The following is a 16,713-nucleotide window of genomic DNA, read 5'->3' as shown; positions in this document are numbered from 1 at the left end:
GGAGCAGAATAGGGGAAGCGAACATTCTGGCATGACCCACGCAGACGGATCGCGCCTGCGCCCGATGGGGCTCGCGGCGCGCATGATCCTGTTCCTCACGCTCGCGCTGGTTCCGATCGGTGTCGTTGCGTATTTTCAGACGGCGAAGCTGCAACAGGAGACACGTCTCCGGTCGCAGCTTTCGCTTGTTGCGCTGACCGAAGCCGCGGCCCTTGGCGAGCGGGAAACGATCCTGCGTGCGCTCGGCAGCGCGCAGGCGCTTGGCGCTACCGTGGGGCAGGCGCTGCTCGAAACCGGCGATACCGAGGCCTGCGGGCGACGGCTTGCCACCTATCTCGAGACGTCCCCGGGCTATTCCTTCGTGACCGTGCTGACGGCCGATGGCCGGCTTCCCTGCACCTCGCGGGGCGAAGAGCTCGACATTGCCGATTTCCAACATCTCAGCGGGCTGCTCGAAGAGCCGCGGTCGGTTGCCTACCTCAACCGCGAAGGCCCGCTCAGCAACCGTTCGGTGATCGTCGTCGGCGAGCCCTTCTTCACCGACGGCGAACTGGCGGGCTACATGCTCCTGTCGGTGCCCTCGGCGCTCCTGCCGCGTGACGAGGGCCGGAATGCCCAGTCGCCGCAAGCGCCCGAGGATTTCCGCGACATCGTCTTCTTCAACAACCGCGGCGAGGTGCTGTCTTCGCGCGCGGGCCTCGATGACGTCGCCGATCTTCTTCCGGCGGATCTCGAACTGCGCAGCCTGATCGGCGGCGGCGCGCAAAGCTTTGCCGCGCGCAGCGCCGATGGTGAAACCCGGGTCTATGCCGCCGCCCCGCTCGTGCCGGGCATGGTGCACGCGCTCGGTGTCTGGAACCACGACAACGCCGAGGCGGAGGCCATCACGGTGAGCAATGTCGCCAAGGCGCTGCCACTGCTGATGTGGGCCGCGTCGGTCATCGTCGCATTCCTTGCGGTGAACCGACTGGTGATCCGGCACATCAAGCGGCTGTCGCGGCGGATGCGGACCTTTGCCCGCACCCGGCGCATCCCCGAGCATCGCAGCACGCTGGTGATGCCGGCGGAACTCGCGGACATGGAGGACGATTTCCTCGACATGGCCGACGGGATCCTGCGCGACGAGGCGCAGCAGGAGAACGCGCTGCGCGAGAAGACAATCCTGCTCAAGGAGGTGCACCACCGGGTCAAGAACAACCTGCAGCTCATCTCCTCGATCATGAACATGCAGATCCGGCAGTCGCGCGAGCGCGAGACCCGCTTCGTGCTGCACCGGCTGCAGGATCGCATCCGCAGCCTCGCCACGATCCACCGCAACCTCTACCAGACCGAGGATCTCGGGCACGTGAACGCCGGCGTGCTGCTGACCGACCTCGTGCAGCAGATGACCCAGATGATCGAGATCAGCGGTCGCGCGGTGCAGGTCGAGCGCGACCTTGCCGATATCGAAGTGGTGCCCGACCAGGCGGTCCCGCTGTCGCTGCTGACCGCCGAGGCCCTGACAAACGCGCTGAAATACGGCGCCGCGCCCGATGGCGACGCGCAGGCCCGGGTCATGGTGAGCTTCCGGCATGACGGCCAGGGCAACGCCGTGCTCGAGATCCGCAACTCGGCGGGTCCCGAGGGACGCACCAGCGATGACGAGGATCTGGAAGTCGAACCGGCCGGGCTCGGGGCGCGGCTGATCCAGGCATTCGCGACGCAACTTGGCGGGCGGCTGGAGCAGGGGCGAGAAGACGGCGAGTATGTCGTTCACGTCCATTTCCAGCTCACCGATTTCGAGCCCGACGAAACCGTTCCCACAGAGGTGCCGAATGTCCCTGACTTCTAACCCGCCCGCGCTCAAGCCGCTGCCGACCCCTCGGACCGCCGCGGGCGAGCCCCGGCATGTCGGCATCGAGATCGAGTTCTCCGGCCTCGACGAGGAACACGCCGCGCGCGTCCTCGCGACGTGCCTCGGCGGCTCCGCCGAGCAGGACCGCCCGGGGTTCTGGAACGTGACGGGCACCGAGCTCGGCGATTTCGAGTGCTATCTCGACAGTCGCCCGCTCCAGAAGCTCGACAGCGAGGGGCTGGGCAAGCATCTGCGCGAGCTTGCGCGCAGTGTCGTGCCGCTCGAGATCGTCAGCGATCCGATCGAGGTGGTGCAGATCCCCGCGCTCGACCGGGCATTGCAGGCGCTCGCCGATGCCGGTGCCACGGGCACCCGTCACGGCGTGCTTCTTGGCTTCGGCGTGCACTTCAATCCCGAGGTCGTGTCGCTCAAGTTCTCCGACATCGCGCCGGTGCTCACCGCCTATGCGCTGCTCGAGGATCACCTGCGGCGGATCGCCGGCATCGACCTGTCCCGGCGTCTGCTGCCCTGGGTCGACCCCTATCCGCGCAGCCTTGTCGACCGGCTGGCCTCTGCGAACCCGCCGAGCAACATGACCGAGCTCATGGACACCTACCTAGAGCTCGCGCCGTCCCGGAACCACGGGCTCGACATGCTGTGCATCTTTGCCGAGATCGACCACGACCGCGTCGCGCGCGAGATGGACATGGAGCAGATCCAGTCACGCCCGACCTATCACTGGCGTCTGCCCGATTGCCGCATCGACGAAGCCGACTGGTCGCTCGCGAAGGAATGGAACCGCTGGGTGCTGGTCGAGCAGGTTGCTGCCGACCGAGCGCTGCTCAAGCGGCTCAAGGAAATGTGGCGCGATCACCGCGGGTCGCTGACCTCTATCCGCACGGACTGGAGCGAGCGCGTTTCCGACGTCCTGAAGGGGGCAGGCCTTTGCGACCACTGATCGGCGTGACCGTGTCGCGCAGGTCCGGCTGGCGCGTTTTTCCTCTGATGGCGCTGGCCGTGTGGCTTGCCGGAGGGCGTGCGATCCGCTGGCAGGCCGGGCTGCGCAAGGTCGATCTCGACGCGGTCGACGGCGTGGTGATCGGAGGCGGCGACGACATCGCTCCGACCCTCTACGGCGGAGAGCTGCGTGTCGGCGTGCGTCTGGATACCGCCCGCGACGAGCTCGAGCAGGGGGTGCTGCGCAGCGCCTTCGAACGACGTCTGCCGATCCTCGGGATCTGCCGGGGCTCTCAGATGCTGAACGTGGTCCTCGGCGGGACGCTTCACCAGGACGCCTACGAGGTCTACGACTCCCGACACTACCGCACCGTGCTGCCGCGCAAGAGGGTGCAGATCGGCACCGATACGCTGCTCGCCCGGTCCGCGCGGGCCGAATGCCTTTACGTGAATGCGCTGCATAGCCAGGCGGTGGATCGGCTCGGCGAGGGGCTGCAGGTGGCGGCCCGCGACGAGGGCGGCATGATCCAGGCGGTCGAGCGGATGAGCGATCCGTTCGCGCTGGGGGTGCAATGGCACCCCGAGCACCTCATCTATCGCCGCGCCCACCGGCGGCTGTTTCGCTCGCTCGTGGCGGCGGCCCGTGCCGGTCGCGGCAACGCCGCGCAGCTCTCGGCGGCCGAGGAAGAGGCCCGCGAGCAGGGCAGCCTGTGGCAGCAGCCCCCCTCGGAGCATTCGGGCCCGAACCGCTAGGCGGCTCAGGCCCCGGGGTCGAGCAAGTCCTCGGGCGAGGGCGCGTTCTCGTAGTCGACCTCGGTCAGGTCGAGCACGATGTGCCCGCCCTTTGCGCCGGGAGCACGGTGGGCGAAGCTCGTGAAGGGCAGGGCGTGCCGCTTGCGGCTGAACAACCCGGCGTTCTCCACCACGATATACTCGATGCTGTTGCGCGCCGGGTCGGCGAGCAGGTCGCTCATGCGGCCCAGCTCGGCGTCGCGGGAAAACACCGGCCGACCGAGCCAGCGCGTGAGGCGGGTGTAACGGTCGAGCACTTCCTCGGTACGCGGATCGACGGGCTCGGTCGCGTTCTTGTCGTGATCCTCGCCGAACATGGAGCTTGCGAGCGCCAGCGGCGCGTGCGTCGCGCCGAACGGCCCGATCACCAGCGGCGGCATGGCCGTCAGCAGCGGGTCGAGATCGGCGTGATCGCCCTCCCAGTGCGGCGCCTGCGCGAGGTCATCCGTTGTTGCGTGCAGCTCGAACGCCCGGTCTCCGGGGGCAAGCGCGCCGAGCAGCGAAGCGCGGGCAAGGATCTGCTGGGTGTGCGGCCCGTCCGGCGCGAGCGCGAAATAGGTCATCCGACGCGCCTCGGGATCGAAAAGGATGTCGGTCAGCGCGGCGGTGCCATCCCCGGTGCGCGCGTCCCACGTGAGCATCTTGGCCAGGCTCTGAAGCATCTGATCCCCCAATGTTACAATTGTAGGAAAAAACCCGCCGACGTGCCATTCGGTTCCGGGAACCAGATCGGCCTTGGCTGGTTGGGTGGTGAACATCGACAGGAGACAGCCATGACCAACGATATCTTCGTTGCGGGTTTGGCAGCTCTAACGGTCATCGCGGTTCTCATATTCGCGCTGACCAGCGTGAGGGACCGCGACCAGGGCCCTCGATGAGCCTTTAGACAAGGCCGACCCCAACAACAATAACAGGCGGGACCGTTGCACATGCACGGTTCCGCCAGTTTCCTGCACGATGAACCGTCAAGCATCCGGTCAGGCTCGACTTTCTGCGGGCTCAAAAAAAAGATGACTTCTTTTGTCAGGTTGACTTTCCCGATTCTTTTGGTCAGTTATGCCTTATCGAGATCCAGCCACCCTGCGCATGTGCCGGGCAGCCCGATGAGAGACCGATCAAGGAGGCTGACGATGATCCATGATTCCAGCGATGCCGGGCCTGTCGAACGGAGCGGAGCCCGCGACGACCTGATGCAGATGGTGCTCGGAGGGCTCTGGCCCGTCGAGGCGCATGTCGAGACACTTCTCGACCGGCTCGAAGCGGGGAGGACAGCGCGATGATGGAGCGCAGGCTTGATGCCGTCTCGGCCCTTCCGGCCATCCCGCGGCATGTCGCACGGTCGCTGACCGATGGCGGCAACATCGCCGAGATCGAGCTCGACGGGCAGGTCTACACCCTGCGCATCACCAAGGCCGGAAAGCTGATCCTGACGAAATGAGCGGCACGCGCCGCCAATGAACAAGAACGCATCCAGCCGACATTCTGCCGACGAGGAGACACCATGAAATTCGCCACCGCCACCGCACTGGGGCTGCTGCTTGCCGCTCCTGCCTTTGCCGCGACCGAGAAGTCGCAGGTGCTCGACACCTACGCCGACATCGCGGAAGCCGGCTACACCGACAGCCTGACCACCGCGAAGGCGCTTCGCGAGGCCGTCGATGCGCTGATCGCCGAGCCCTCGGAAGAGACGCTGCAGGCGGCGCGCGAGGCATGGGTCGCGGCGCGGGTGCCCTACCAGCAGACCGAGGCCTACCGCTTCGGCAACCCGATCGTCGATGACTGGGAAGGCAAGGTGAACGCCTGGCCGCTCGACGAAGGGCTCATGGATTATGTCTCCGACGACTACATGGTCAGCGCGGAAAACGACTACGCCGACCTCAACGTCATCGCGAACCCGCAGATCACCATCGGTGGCCAGGAGATCGACGCCTCGGAAATCACCCCCGAGCTGATCGCCGACACGCTCGACATGGCTGACGGGATCGAGACCAACGTCGCGCGTGGCTATCATGCCATCGAGTTCCTGCTCTGGGGGCAGGACCTGAACGGCACCGATGCCGGCGCGGGCGAACGGCCCTACACCGATTACGTGACCGGCGACGACTGCACCGGCGGCAACTGCGACCGGCGCGCGTCCTATCTCGACGCAGCGACCGATCTGCTGATCTCGGATCTCGAGGAAATGGCCGAGGCCTGGGGCGAGGGCGGCGCCGCGCGCGAGGCGGTCATGGCCGACGAGGACGCCGGCATCACCGCGATGCTGACCGGCATGGGCTCGCTGTCCTACGGCGAGCAGGCGGGCGAGCGGATGCGGCTCGGCCTGATGCTGAACGATCCCGAGGAAGAGCATGACTGCTTCTCGGACAACACGCACAACTCGCATTTCTACGACGGAAAGGGCATCCAGAACGTCTACCTCGGGGAATACACCCGGGTCGACGGCAGCGTCGTCGAAGGCCCGTCGCTGTCGGATCTCGTGGCCGAGACCGACGAGAGCCTCGACGCAGAGATGACTTCGAAGCTCGAGACCACGATGGAGCGGCTTGGCGCCATCAAGTCGGCAGCTGAGGACGGTTTCGCCTATGACCAGATGCTCGGCTTCGGTGACGAACGTGGTGAAGAGCTCATCATGGGCGCCGTCGATGCGCTCATCGACCAGACCCGCACCATCGAGCGCGTCGTCGGCGCGCTGGACCTCGAGAACGTCGAGATCGAGGGGTCGGACAGCCTCGACGATCCGAACGCGGTCTTCCAGTAAGACGGAGAAACGAAGATGATCGTCTGCCAGTGCCAGGGCATCAGCGACAAGGATATTCACGCCGCCATCGACTGGATGCGACAGGCGGACCCGCAGACGATCATCACCCCCGGCAAGATCTATCATGCCCTCGGAAAAGCGGCCGATTGCGGTGGCTGCATGCCGCTTTTCTTGCAAACCATGCGCGCGAACGACAATCTGGAAGTACCCATGGAACTCCGCGGGCTGAGGCAGCGCGGATCAACACAGGAGAGGCGCAATGAAGGGCGACGATAAGGTCATCGAATATCTCAACAAGGCACTGCGGTCGGAGCTGACCGCGGTAAGCCAGTACTGGCTGCACTATCGTCTGCAGGAAGACTGGGGCCTTGGTCACATGGCCAAGAAGAGCCGCGAGGAAAGCATCGAGGAAATGCACCACGCGGACAAGCTGATCCAGCGGATCATCTTCCTGGGCGGTCACCCGAACCTGCAGAAGCTCGATCCGCTCCGCATCGGGCAGGAGCCGAAGGAAACGCTGGAAGCCGATCTAGCCGCCGAGCGGGAAGCTCGGGCGCTCTACAAGGAAGCCCGCGAACACTGCGAGAGCGTAGGCGACTACGTCACCAAGAACCTCTTCGAGGAACTCATGGCCGACGAGGAAGGCCATATCGACTTTCTCGAGACCCAGCTGGAACTCTACGAACGGGTCGGCGACGAACGCTATGCAGTCATCAACGCGACGCCCATGTCCGAGGCCGAGTAGGTCTCTGCTCTGCGCCGCCCTTCTGTGGGGCGGCGCAGCTCTAGCGGCCGAGACTCCCCTGGATGCCTTGGCCGACCCCCATCTTTCCGTCATTCCCCGCACCGCCGCCGAGCTTGCCCGCATCGACGCGGTGACCGCGCCGCCCGAGGATTTCTCGGTGCCCGAGCGGTTCGAGGCACGCCCCGCCGGTGCCGCCACCGTGCCCGCGCGCCGCGACGCGCAGGCCTTTGCCCAGCCGGCGGCAACCGTGCCAGAGGCGCGGCGAATGGACTTCACGCTTGGCGATGCGCTCTTCCAGAAGCTATGGACCTCTTCGCCGTCGTCGACCCGCGCCTCCGACGGGCTCGGGCCTCTCTACAACGCGCGCAGCTGCCAGTCCTGCCACATCCGCGACGGGCGCGGTCATGCGCCCGACGGGCCCGACGACAGCGCCGTGTCGATGTTCCTGCGGGTCTCGGTCCCCGCCGCGCCGGGTGCCCACATGCCCGAGATCACCGACTGGATCGCCACCGCGCCAGACCCGGTCTACGGGGGCCAGTTGCAGGATTTCGCCACCGTCGGGCACCCCGCGGAATATCGCCTGCAGATCGACTACGAGGAGATCCCCGTCGCGCTCTCGGGCGGTGAGACCGCGAGCCTGCGCAGGCCGACCTACACCGCTGCCGACCTTGCCTATGGCCCGCTTGCCGAAGGCGCGATGCTGAGCCCGCGCGTGGCGCCGCAGATGATCGGGCTCGGATTGCTCGAGGCGATCCCGTCCGCCGAAATTCTCGCGCTCGTCGATCCCGAGGACGCCGACGGCGACGGCATCTCGGGGCGGGCCGCGCTGGCCTGGTCGCGCGAGCACGACCGCGCGATGCTCGGCCGCTTCGGATGGAAGGCCGGGGAGGCCACGGTGCGCGAGCAGACCGCCGCCGCCTTCTCGGGCGATATCGGCATCGCGACGCCGCTGCACCCGGACCTCTGGGGCGATTGCAGCGCGGCGCAGGCGCACTGTCGCGCCGCGCCGCATGGCGCCGATGCCGATGGCTTCGAGATTTCCGCCGAGGCCTTCGACACGGTGGCCTATTACACCGCCAACCTCGGGGTGCCGGCGCGGCGCGACGTGGGCGACCCGCAGGTGCTGCACGGCAAGCGGGTGTTTCACGAGACCGGCTGCGCCGACTGCCATGTGCCCAAGCATGTCACCGCGCGGCTCGAGGGCGAGCCCGAGCGCAGCTTCCAGCTCATCTGGCCGTTTACCGACCTCCTGCTGCACGACATGGGCGAGGGGCTCGCGGACCACAGGCCCGAAGGCCGCGCCACGGGCCGGGAATGGCGCACGCCGCCGCTCTGGGGCGTCGGCTTGACCGCCGGGGTCTCGGGGCATACCACCTTTCTGCACGATGGCCGCGCGCGGTCGCTTCTCGAAGCGATCCTCTGGCACGGGGGGGAAGCGCAGCCGCACCGCGATGCCGTGATCTCGATGGCGCCCGCCGACCGTGCCGCCCTGATCCGATACCTGGAAAGCCTCTGATGCGACATATCCTCCTGTTCTGCACCGGCCTTGCCGCCAGCCCCGCCCTTGCCGGCGTGGACGCAGCGCTGACCGACCACATCCTGCCGGGCTACGCCGACTTCTCAGAGGCCGCCGAGACGCTTTCGTCCGCCGCCGGCGACGACTGCACCGCCGACGCGCTCAAGGCGCCGTGGAACACCGCCTTCGACGCCTGGACCGAGATCGGCGACGTGCGCATGGGCCCCTCCGAGACCGGCGCGCTGTCGGTGGTCTTCTGGCCCGATGCGCGGGGGTTCACGCCCAAGACCCTGTCGCGGCTGATCGACGGCGAGGAAGAGGTCGGCACCGATCCTGCCGCCTATGCCGACGTCTCGATCGCCGCGCGCGGGCTCTTCGCGCTGGAGCGGATGCTCTACGACCCGGCGTTCTCGGACTACGCCGGGGGCAGTTATGCCTGCACGCTGGTGCGGACGATGGCCGCGGATCTCGCCAACCAGGCGGACAGCCTCGAGCGGGACTGGCGCGAGACGTTCGCCGAGGTGCTGCGCAGCGCCGGAAGCGAGGGCAACGCCACCTATCTCTCCGAGGACGAGGCGCTGCGGGCGCTCTACACGCAGGCGCTTTCGAGCCTCGAGTTCACCGCCGACAGCCGCCTCGGCCGGCCGCTCGGGACCTTCGAGCGGCCGCGCCCGACGCGGGCAGAGGCGGCGCTGTCCGAGCGGTCGCTGCGCAACGTGCTGCTCTATTCCGACGCCGCCGCGGCGCTCGCCCGGACACTCGCCGACCGGGACATGCCCGAGACCGACGCCGCGCTCGAGCGGCTGCACGACGTCGCCGACAACTTCTCGGACCCGGGTTTCCAGGACATCGAGGACCCGTCCGCGCGGCTGCTTGTCGAGATCGTGCAGCAGCACGTGCGGTCGCTGAGCCAGGCCATCGAGCAGGAACTCGGGGTGCCGCTCGGCCTGACCGCCGGGTTCAATTCACAGGACGGAGACTGATCGCATGACGACGCGCCGCGCCTTTCTCGCAAGCCTGCTCGCTGCCAGCGCCACCCCCGCGGTGGGCTGGGCCGCGGTGGGCGACCCCGCCTATCTTGCTGCCGCGAAGGGGCCGGACGGGGGCTATTTCCTCGCCGGTCTGCGGGCGGACGGCTCCGAGGCCTTCCGTGTGCCGCTGCCGGCGCGCGGCCATGCCGGCGCGGCGCATCCCTCGCGCGCCGAGGCGGTCGGCTTCGCCCGCCGCCCGGGCACCTACGCGCTGGTCGTCGACTGCCGAGATGGCGCGTTGCTTCACCAGCTCACTCCGCCCGCCGACCGGGTGTTCAACGGCCACGGCACGTTCTCGCCAGACGGCAAGCTGCTGTACACGGTCGAGCAGCGGGTCGACGACAGCGAGGGCTTCATCGGGCTCTGGGACACGGAGGCGAATTATGCCCGCATCGGCGAGTTCGCCAGCCATGGCGTCGGCCCGCACGACATCCGCGTCATGCCCGACCACGAGACGCTGGTGATCGCCAACGGCGGCATCCAGACCGACGTGCACGACCGCAGCAAGCTCAACATCGACGTGATGCGGCCGAACCTTGTCTACACCGCGCTCGACGGCAGCCTTCTTGAGAGCCACGACCTGCCGGACTTCCACCAGAACTCGATCCGCCACCTCGCGCTGCGCGACGACGGGCTCGTCGGCTTCGCGATGCAGTGGGAGGGCGAGCAGGGCATGGCGCCGCCGCTGCTGGCGCTGCACCGGATGGGCGAAGAGCTGGTGATCTGCCAGGCGCCGCTCGGGGACGAGTTGGCGATGGACGGCTACGCGGGCAGCGTGTCCTTCTCGGGCGACGGACGCGAGATCGCCATCACCTCGCCGCGCGGCGGTCGGGTGCATCGGTTCTCGGAGGGGGGCGCGTTTCTCGGGTCGGTGTCGCGGGCCGACGTCTGCGGGCTGGCACGTCACCCGGAGGGCTACATGGCGAGCGACGGGCTCGGCGGGCTGCTGGTGGTGGGGCCGAAGGGTGCCACGCCGCTGCGCCGGGCGGATGCGTCCTGGGATAACCACATGGTGCCCATCGGCGTGTGAGGCTGGCCGGGTGGTGCTGAGGGGCGCTGCCCCTCTGCGGCTGCGCCGCATTCACCCCGAGGGTATTTGGGAAAGAGAAGAAGGGGCGGGCGTGCCGCGATTGGCGGCAGGTCCCGGCTACTGGATGGCGCGGATGCCGCGGTAGGCGGGTCCGAAGCGCCGGTAGGCGGTGTCGAAAGCCGGGACCAGCGCGCTGACGGGTTCGACGACCTCGCCGGTGGCGGGCGGTGTCATCACCTCGGCCGGGGACTCGCCGGTGGCCGCGATGCGCCCGAGGCGCGCGGCCCCGAGGGCGGCGCCGAACTCGCCGGCCTTTGGCAGGTGCAGCGGCGTGTCGAGCACCGTGGCGAGCAGGCGCAGCCAGTAGCGCGAGCCGCTGCCGCCGCCGATGGCGAGCAGCTGGGCCGGGCGGGCGCCCACCGAGCGCAGCGCCTCGGCGCTGTCGCGCAGGCCGAAGCTCACGCCCTCGAGCACCGCGCGGGTGAGATCCTCGCGGGTGGTCTCGGCGCCGATGCCGGTGAAGGCGCCGCGGATGTCGGCGTCGTTGTGCGGCGTGCGCTCGCCGGAAAGATAGGGCAGGAAGCGGACCCGGCCGGGCGCGGTGAGGCAGTCGCCGAGCGCGGCGGTGAGCTCGGCGGGGCGGGCGCCGGTGATCCGGGCGAGCCAGTTGAGGCTGTCGGTGCAGCTCAGCATGACGCCCATCTGGTACCAGGTGCCGGGGACCGCGTGGCAGAAGCTGTGCAGTGCAGTGTCCGGCGACGGGCGGTAGCCGTCGCGGGCGGCGAGCAGCACGCCGGAGGTACCGAGGGACACGAAGCCCTGTCCCTCGGAGAGCACCCCGGTGCCGCAGGCGGCGGCGGCGTTGTCCCCGGCGCCGCCCGCCACCGCCGCACCCGGCCCGACGCCCCACTGCCGAGCCAGATCTTCGCGCAGGATGCCGGCGGGCGCGCAGCCCTCGACCAGCCGGGGCATCTGGTCGCGGCGCATGTTGCCGGCCTCGAGCAGCCGGTCGGACCAGTCGCGGGCGCCGGTGTCGAGCCAGCTGGTGCCGGCGCTGTCGGACATGTCCGCCACGTGATCGCCGGTCAGGTAGAGGTTGAGGTAGGCCGCGGGCAGCAGCACACGTGCCACCCGGGCGAAGGCCTCGGGTTCATGCGCCTGCATCCACAGCAGTTTAGGAGCGGTGAAGCCCGGGAACACGATGTTGCCCGACAGCGCGCGCACCCCGGGGATCGTGTCGAGACGGGCGGCCTCGGCGTGGCTGCGGGTGTCGTTCCACAGGATGCAGGGGCGGATGACCCTGTCGTCCGCGTCGAGCGTGACGGCACCGTGCATGTGCCCGGCGACGCCGATGCCCCTAAGCCCCGCCCAGGAGGGGTGGGCACGCAGTTCCTCGACCGCGCCCTCGAGCGCCGCGATCCAGTCGGCCGGATCCTGCTCGGACCAGCCGGACCGCGGGTGCGACGCCTCGTAGTGACGCTCGGCCGAGGCGAGGGGCGTGCCCCCTTCGTCGGTGAGCAGGGCGCGCAGGCCGGAGGTGCCGAGGTCGAGGCCGAGGAAGCTCATGGTCGTCTCAGTCCGCGAGGTAGGTTTCGAGGGTTTTGGCGGTGCCATCCGTCCACAGCCGGTCGAGCCAGGTGGCGAAGCGGGCGGCGAAGGCGTCGTTCGACGCGAGCGCGCCGTAGACCGTGCGCTGCTCGAGCCAGGCCTGCGGACGGTCCTTTGCCTCGGCCGAGAGCGCGACGAGGCGGTCCCAGTCGGGATCGTTGGGCGCGATGGCGCTGCCGTCCTCGAGCGTGCCGGCGCAGTAGCGGCACCAGAGCGCCGACTCGAGCGCCAGACCGTCGACGGGCGTGCCGACGCGCAGACCGTCCTGGATCGAGGGGACGATGAACTTGGGCTGACGGTTCGAGCCGTCGAGGCAGAGCCGCCGCGTGGTGTCCTTGACTGCCGGGTTCGAGAAGCGGCTGTCGATCAGCTCGAGGTAGGCCCCGGGCGTGAACTCGGGCACTGGCGTGACATGCGGCAGCACCTCCTGTTCCTCGACCTTGCGGAAGTAGGCGTGCACCAGCGGGTGGGCCATCGCCTGGTCCGCCAGCAGGCAGCCGAGCAGGGCGCCGGAATAGGCGATGATCGCATGGCCGCCGTTCAGGATGCGGATCTTCATGCGCTCGTAGTCGTGCACGTGATCGGTGAAGGTGACGCCGACCTCCTCGAGCCGCGGGCGGCCCTGCGGGAAGTTGTCCTCGAGCACCCACTGGCGGAACGGTTCGCAGGTGACCGGGACCGGATCGTCGAGACCGTATGTCGCGGCGAGCGCGCGTTCGGCATCGCCGGTGGCGGGGGTGATGCGGTCGACCATCGAGTTGGGGAAGGCGACGTTTTCGGTGATCCAGCCGGCGAGCTCGGCGTCCGAGAGCCGCGCGGTGCCGACAACCGCGTCGCGGGTGACATCGCCGTTGCCGGGGATGTTGTCGCAGCTCATCACCGTGAAGGGCGGGGTGCCGGCGGCCCGGCGCGCCTTGAGGGCCGCGACGATGGCGCCGAAGACGGTCCGCGGCGCATCGGGGGTCTTGCCGTCGGCGGCGATGTCGGGATGCGAGGGATCGAAGGTCTCGGTGGTGGGATCGACGTAGTAGCCGCCCTCGGTCACGGTGAGCGAGACGATGCGGGTGGCGGGGTCGGTCATCTTGGCGATGAGCGGTCCGTTGGTCTCGTCGATCTCGACGTAGTCGATCATCGCGCCGGTGATGCGGGGGCTCTCTCCGGAGGGCGACATCTCGATCACCGTGGACAGGCAATCCTGCGCCAGCAGCAGCTCGCGCATCTTCGCGTCGGGTGCGCGGACGCCGGCACCGGTGATCGCCCAGTCATGGTCGAGCCCCTTGCCGAAGAGATCGTCGAGGTACACCGCCTGGTGGGCGCGGTGGAAGTTGCCGAGCCCCACGTGCACGATGCCGTGCGACAGGCTCTTGCGGTCGTAGCCGGGCAGGGCGACGCGCTTGTCGAGATCGCCCAGGGTTTCGTTGACCAGTTTCATCTAGTTTCGCCTCCGTCAGCTCTGTCACTGACCGCCGTCCACGTTGCCGCGATGGGCGACGATGCTTCTGCCCCGTCGGGGCGTCCTGTGATCGGACGGCCCGCGGCAGGGGCCTGTCCGGATGGTGTGTCGCGAGGGGCCGCGTGGTTACTTGCGCAGGCCCTGCTCGTCGAAGCGGTGCATCTTGTCCTGGTCCGGGGTCATGAAGATCCGGTCGCCGTGTTTCACCGGCAGCTCGCCGTCGACACGCACGGTGAGCGGCTCGGAGCCCATGCCGTGCTCGTGGACGTGGATGAAGGTGTCGGAGCCGAGATGCTCGGCCACGCCCACGGTGCCGTGCCAGAGCCCTTCGGAGGTCGACACGGCGATGTGCTCGGGCCGGACGCCGATGGTGCTGGCGTTGTAGGTGCGCGCGACCTCGCCCTTGAGAAGGTTCATCTTGGGGCTGCCGATGAAGCCCGCGACGAACTCGTTGCGGGGCGCGCGGTAGAGCTCGAGCGGCGAGCCCACCTGCTCGATGTTGCCGGCGCGCAGCACCACGATCTTGTCGGCCATGGTCATCGCCTCGACCTGGTCGTGGGTGACGTAGATCATCGTGGTGTCGAGCCGCTTGTGCAGCTCCATGATCTCGAGCCGCATGCCTACCCGCAGCGCCGCGTCGAGGTTCGACAGCGGTTCGTCGAAGAGGAAGGCCGAGGGCTCGCGCACGATGGCGCGGCCGATGGCGACCCGCTGGCGCTGGCCGCCCGAGAGCTGGCCCGGACGCCGTTCGAGGTAGTCGGTGAGGTTCNGCCGCCCGAGAGCTGGCCCGGACGCCGTTCGAGGTAGTCGGTGAGGTTCAGCGCCGCCGCCGCACTGTCGATGCGGCGCTTCTGCTCGTCCTCGGGCACGCCGGCCATCTTCATCGGGAAGGCGATGTTCTTGCGCACCGACATGTGCGGGTAGAGCGCGTAGCTCTGGAAGACCATCGCCAGCCCGCGTTGCGCCGGGGCCATGTTGGTGGCGTCCTCGCCGTCGATGCGGATCTGGCCGGAGCTGACATCCTCGAGCCCCGCGATCAGGCGCAGCAGGGTGGACTTGCCGCAGCCCGAGGGGCCGACGAAGACCACGAACTCGCCGTCGTCGATGGTCAGGTCGAGCGGTGGGATGACGTTGACGTCGCCGAAGCTCTTGGTCACCTGGTCAAGCGTAATGCGTCCCATGTTCCGTGGTCCTTCTTATTTCACCGCGCCGAAGGTCAGGCCGCGGACGAGTTGTTTCTGGCTGAACCAGCCCATGATGAGGATCGGCGCGATGGCCATGGTCGAGGCCGCCGACAGCTTTGCGTAGAACAGTCCCTCGGGGCTGGAGTAGGAGGCGATGAACGCGGTGAGCGGCGCGGCTTTGGCGGCGGTCAGGTTGAGCGTCCAGAACGCCTCGTTCCAGGCGAGGATGATGTTCAGCAGCAGCGTGGAGGCGATGCCCGGCACGGCCATCGGCGTGAGCACGTAGATGATCTCGTTGCGCAGGTTGGCGCCGTCCATCCGCGCGGCCTCGAGGATCTCGCCCGGGATCTCGCGGAAGTAGGTGTAGAGCATCCAGATGATGATCGGCAGGTTGATGAGCGTCAGCACGATCACCAGGCCGATGCGGGTGTCGAGCAGCCCGAGGTTGCGGAAGATCAGGTAGATCGGCACCAGAACGCCCACGGGTGGCAGCATCTTGGTGGAGAGCATCCACATCAGCACGTCCTTGGTGCGCTTGCCCGGCACGAAGGCCATGGCCCAGGCGGCGGGGACGGCGATGATCAGGCCGATCACCGTGGAGCCCACCGACAGGATCACCGAGTTCCAGAAGTGGCGCAGGTAGTTCGACCGCTCCTGCACGGTGGCGTAGCTGTCGAGGGTCCACTGCGAGGTGAGCACCTCGATCGGTGTCTTGATGGCGTTGCCCTCGGACTTGAAGGACAGGATGATGATCCACAGGATCGGGAAGAAGATCGCGAAACCGATGATCCATGCGGCGATGGTCACGATGGTCTTGCGGCGGTTGCTGACGGCGCGGGCCATGGTGTTTTCCCTCCCTTACGCGTCGAGGTTCTTGCCGATCATCCGCATCAGGAAGATCGCGACGATGTTGGCGAGAATGATGGCGACGACGCCGCCGGCGGAGCCACCGCCCACATCGAACTGCAGCAGCGACTGCATGTAGATGAGGTAGGTGAGGTTGGTGGAGGCCGTGCCCGGGCCGCCGTTGGTGGTCACGAGGATCTCGGCGAAGATCGACAGCAGGAAGATCGTCTGGATCAGGATCACCACGGTGATGGCGCGCGACAGGTGCGGCACCATGATGTGGTAGAAGCGCGACAGGGCGCCGGCGCCGTCCATTTCGGCCGCCTCGAGCTGCTCCTGGTCGAGCGACTGCAGCGCGGTGAGCAGGATCAGCGTCGCGAAGGGCAGCCACTGCCAGCTGACGATGAAGATGATCGAGGCAAGCGGCGCCTGGCTGAGGAAGTCGAAGGGCGGGATGCCGAGCGCGTTGAAGAGATGCCCGAAGAGCCCGTTCACCGGGTTCATGAACATGTTCTTCCAGACCAGCGCCGAGACGGTGGGCATCACGAAGAACGGCGCGATCACCATGATCCGCACGATCCCCTGTCCCCAGAAGGGCTGGTCGAGCAGCAGCGCCAGCAGCGTGCCGCCGATCACCGTGATGAGCAGGACGCCCCCGACGAGAAGCAGCGTGTTGGTCAGGGCCGAGAAGAAGGCCGGGTCGGTCAGGAAGAAGCGGTAGTTCGTCCAGCCGGTGAATTCCTCCATTCCCGGCATCAACAGGTTGTAGCGCAGGAAGGAGAAGTAGATCGTCATCGCGAGCGGGATGAGCATCCAGCCGAGCAGGAGAAGCACGGCGGGCGAGATCATCAGCCTTGCTGCGGCGCGGGAATGCTGGGTGGCCATGGCAGGTCTCTCGGCAAGGTGGGGTTCGCGGAGCGTGAGGCCGGACGGCGCGGTCGCGCGGGGCGCGACGCGGG

General features: G+C 68.0%; 17 protein-coding genes and 1 pseudogene. 11 read left to right on the top strand and 7 right to left on the bottom strand.

Features of this window, described 5'->3' with window-relative positions; genetic code table 11:
• The first annotated feature begins 31 nt into the window (after positions 1-31).
• Genes D6860_RS04525 through D6860_RS04515 form a run of 3 tightly spaced genes read left to right on the top strand, consistent with a single transcriptional unit; the run spans position 32 to position 3,544 of the window.
• Positions 32-1,831, top strand: a complete 1,800-nt coding sequence (locus D6860_RS04525) for a sensor histidine kinase (RefSeq protein ID WP_076624949.1) — start codon at positions 32-34, stop codon at positions 1,829-1,831.
• The gene (locus D6860_RS04520) at positions 1,815-2,792 is read left to right on the top strand and encodes an amidoligase family protein (RefSeq protein WP_076624948.1); all 978 of its coding nucleotides are present in this window, start codon (positions 1,815-1,817) and stop codon (positions 2,790-2,792) included. Before D6860_RS04525 ends, D6860_RS04520 begins: the two co-directional genes overlap by 17 nt.
• Positions 2,780-3,544 (top strand): gamma-glutamyl-gamma-aminobutyrate hydrolase family protein, encoded by a 765-nt coding sequence (locus tag D6860_RS04515; protein ID WP_076624947.1) that lies wholly within the window; start codon positions 2,780-2,782, stop codon positions 3,542-3,544. The genes D6860_RS04520 and D6860_RS04515 overlap by 13 nt, the downstream gene beginning before the upstream one ends.
• A gap of 5 nt (positions 3,545-3,549) precedes the next feature.
• On the opposite strand, the gene D6860_RS04510 is transcribed toward D6860_RS04515, so the two are convergent.
• Positions 3,550-4,245, bottom strand: a complete 696-nt coding sequence (locus D6860_RS04510; protein ID WP_017468201.1) for a PRC-barrel domain-containing protein — start codon at positions 4,243-4,245, stop codon at positions 3,550-3,552.
• Between the two features lie 468 nt (positions 4,246-4,713).
• Between D6860_RS04510 and D6860_RS25175 the strand changes: the two genes are divergently transcribed.
• The 8 genes from D6860_RS25175 to D6860_RS04475 all read left to right on the top strand — a co-directional run bounded on the left by D6860_RS25175 (position 4,714) and on the right by D6860_RS04475 (position 10,663).
• Positions 4,714-4,863 carry a hypothetical protein gene (locus tag D6860_RS25175; protein WP_017468203.1) on the top strand — a complete coding sequence of 50 codons (150 nt, stop codon included), beginning with the start codon at positions 4,714-4,716 and terminating at the stop codon, positions 4,861-4,863.
• On the top strand, positions 4,860-5,021 hold the full coding sequence (gene hemP / locus D6860_RS04505; protein ID WP_017468204.1) for a hemin uptake protein HemP: 162 nt from the start codon (positions 4,860-4,862) through the stop codon (positions 5,019-5,021). The genes D6860_RS25175 and hemP overlap by 4 nt, the downstream gene beginning before the upstream one ends.
• A gap of 63 nt (positions 5,022-5,084) precedes the next feature.
• On the top strand, positions 5,085-6,341 hold the full coding sequence (locus D6860_RS04500) for an imelysin family protein (RefSeq protein WP_076624946.1): 1,257 nt from the start codon (positions 5,085-5,087) through the stop codon (positions 6,339-6,341).
• A 15-nt stretch (positions 6,342-6,356) separates the two neighbouring features.
• Positions 6,357-6,617, top strand: a complete 261-nt coding sequence (locus D6860_RS04495; RefSeq protein WP_017468742.1) for a (2Fe-2S)-binding protein — start codon at positions 6,357-6,359, stop codon at positions 6,615-6,617.
• Positions 6,601-7,086: a bacterioferritin gene (gene bfr / locus D6860_RS04490; RefSeq protein WP_076624945.1), complete on the top strand. Its 486-nt coding sequence runs from the start codon at positions 6,601-6,603 to the stop codon at positions 7,084-7,086. Before D6860_RS04495 ends, bfr begins: the two co-directional genes overlap by 17 nt.
• The gene (locus D6860_RS04485) at positions 7,046-8,602 is read left to right on the top strand and encodes a di-heme oxidoreductase family protein (RefSeq protein WP_083697894.1); all 1,557 of its coding nucleotides are present in this window, start codon (positions 7,046-7,048) and stop codon (positions 8,600-8,602) included. Before bfr ends, D6860_RS04485 begins: the two co-directional genes overlap by 41 nt.
• Positions 8,602-9,585: an imelysin family protein gene (locus tag D6860_RS04480; protein WP_076624944.1), complete on the top strand. Its 984-nt coding sequence runs from the start codon at positions 8,602-8,604 to the stop codon at positions 9,583-9,585. Before D6860_RS04485 ends, D6860_RS04480 begins: the two co-directional genes overlap by 1 nt.
• 4 nt (positions 9,586-9,589) lie before the next feature.
• Positions 9,590-10,663 (top strand): DUF1513 domain-containing protein, encoded by a 1,074-nt coding sequence (locus tag D6860_RS04475; protein WP_076624943.1) that lies wholly within the window; start codon positions 9,590-9,592, stop codon positions 10,661-10,663.
• Positions 10,664-10,780: 117 nt separating this feature from the next.
• Here the strand turns inward: D6860_RS04475 and xylB are convergent, their stop codons facing one another.
• From xylB to D6860_RS04450, 6 genes and pseudogenes are all read right to left on the bottom strand, one after another.
• Complete coding sequence (gene xylB, locus D6860_RS04470) at positions 10,781-12,229, bottom strand: xylulokinase (protein WP_076624942.1); 1,449 nt, start codon at positions 12,227-12,229, stop codon at positions 10,781-10,783.
• Between the two features lie 7 nt (positions 12,230-12,236).
• Positions 12,237-13,703, bottom strand: a complete 1,467-nt coding sequence (locus D6860_RS04465) for a mannitol dehydrogenase family protein (RefSeq protein WP_076624941.1) — start codon at positions 13,701-13,703, stop codon at positions 12,237-12,239.
• Between the two features lie 147 nt (positions 13,704-13,850).
• Positions 13,851-14,493 (bottom strand): annotated as a pseudogene (locus tag D6860_RS25600) (ABC transporter ATP-binding protein); the annotation flags it as partial.
• Position 14,494: 1 nt separating this feature from the next.
• Positions 14,495-14,905: ABC transporter ATP-binding protein (locus D6860_RS25595; RefSeq protein ID WP_254681403.1), on the bottom strand; the 411-nt coding region annotated here is incomplete at its 3' end.
• 15 nt (positions 14,906-14,920) lie between these two features.
• Positions 14,921-15,751, bottom strand: coding sequence for a carbohydrate ABC transporter permease (locus D6860_RS04455; RefSeq protein ID WP_017469602.1), 831 nt, complete (start codon positions 15,749-15,751; stop codon positions 14,921-14,923).
• A gap of 15 nt (positions 15,752-15,766) precedes the next feature.
• Positions 15,767-16,639, bottom strand: a complete 873-nt coding sequence (locus D6860_RS04450) for a carbohydrate ABC transporter permease (RefSeq protein ID WP_076624939.1) — start codon at positions 16,637-16,639, stop codon at positions 15,767-15,769.
• Positions 16,640-16,713: the final 74 nt, after the last annotated feature.

It is taken from the genome of Salipiger sp. D13 (assembly GCF_003703915.1).
GTDB classification, from domain to species: Bacteria; Pseudomonadota; Alphaproteobacteria; order Rhodobacterales; family Rhodobacteraceae; genus Salipiger; species Salipiger profundus.
The sequence above is the reverse complement of the archived record's forward strand: the minus strand, read 5'-3'. Positions and strand labels throughout refer to the sequence as shown.